Source organism: Streptomyces daliensis (genome assembly GCF_054782395.1).
The window spans coordinates 929-2272 of the sequence record NZ_BAAGSO010000096.1 but is presented as its reverse complement, the minus strand read 5'-3'; the positions used below and the strand labels follow the sequence as shown (position 1 = coordinate 2272).

Below are 1344 nucleotides of genomic sequence, written 5' to 3'. Positions count from 1 at the left end.
CGGGGTTGGCGTATGTGATCTATACGTCGGGTTCGACGGGGGTGCCGAAGGGTGTGGCGGTCACGCATGGGGCGTTGGCGAATTATGTGTCGTCGGTGTCTGAGCGGTTGGGCTGGAACGAGGCGGGGGCGAGGTATGCGCTGTTGCAGGCGCAGGTGACGGATCTGGGCAACACGGTGGTGTTCTCCAGCCTGGCCACGGGCGGTGAGTTGCATGTGCTGGATGAGGAGTCGGTCACCGATCCGCAGACCGTGGCGGAGTATGTGGCTGAGCAGAACATCGACGCGTTGAAGGTGGTGCCGTCGCATCTGCGGGCGTTGACGTCCGTGGCGGGTATCGAGCAGCTGCTTCCCGCACGGTCAGTGGTGTTGGGCGGTGAGGCTGCCAGTCCTGGGTGGGTGCGGGAGCTGGTGGAGGCGGCTGCTGGTGGGGGTCGGCGGGTGTTCAATCATTACGGTCCGACGGAGACGACCATCGGTGTCGCGACCGTCGAGCTGACCCCGGAGTTGGTGGCTGGTGGGGTGGTGCCGGTCGGTGCCCCGATTGCCAACACCCGCATGTACGTCCTGGACGGCACCCTCCAGCCGGTGCCGGTCGGGGTGACCGGTGAGCTGTATGTCGCCGGTGCGGGTCTGGCGCGTGGGTATGTGGGCCGTCCGGGGCTGACGGGTGAGCGGTTCCTGGCGTGCCCCTTCGGCCCGGGTTCCGGGGAGCGGATGTACCGGACCGGGGACCTGGTGAAGTGGGCGTCCGATGGGCAGTTGGTGTTCGTCGGCCGTGCGGATGAGCAGGTGAAGATACGCGGGTTCCGTATTGAACCCGGTGAGGTCGAAGCCGTCCTGCTGGCCCACCCGGAGGTGACGCAGGCCGTAGTGATCGCCCGTGAGGACATCCCGGGCGACAAGCGCTTGGTCGCTTACGTCGTCGCGGCGGACGGGGGCGAGCTCGATGGCCTGCGGGAGTTCGTCGGGGCGCGGCTGCCCGACCATATGGTTCCGGCGGTGGTTGTCTCGTTGCCGGAGTTGCCGTTGACGGCCAGCGGGAAGCTGGATCGTAAGGCGCTGCCTGTTCCTGAGGAGCTGGGTGGTGGTGTTGGTCGGGCGCCGGTGAATGAGACGGAGGCTGTGCTCTGCGAGATCTTCGCGGAAGTGCTGCGGGTGGAGTCGGTGGGTGTCGAGGACAGCTTCTTCGAGCTGGGCGGGCATTCGCTGCTGGCGATCCGGTTGCTGTCGCGGATCCGTGGTCGGCTGGCTGCGGAAGTCAAGATCAGGACGCTGTTCGAGGACCCGACGCCCGCTGGTCTGGCGGCCGGGTTGGCACGTGCGGCAGGCACCGCACTGGTTC

The 1344-nt window shown here is 67.2% G+C and carries 1 protein-coding gene; it reads left to right on the top strand.

Going from position 1 to position 1344, the window contains the following annotated elements; all coding sequences use genetic code 11:
* Positions 1 to 14: 14 nt before the first annotated feature.
* A partial coding sequence (locus tag ACYVOO_RS25950) for a non-ribosomal peptide synthetase (protein ID WP_461018122.1) occupies positions 15 to 1344 on the top strand: 1330 nt, incomplete at its 3' end.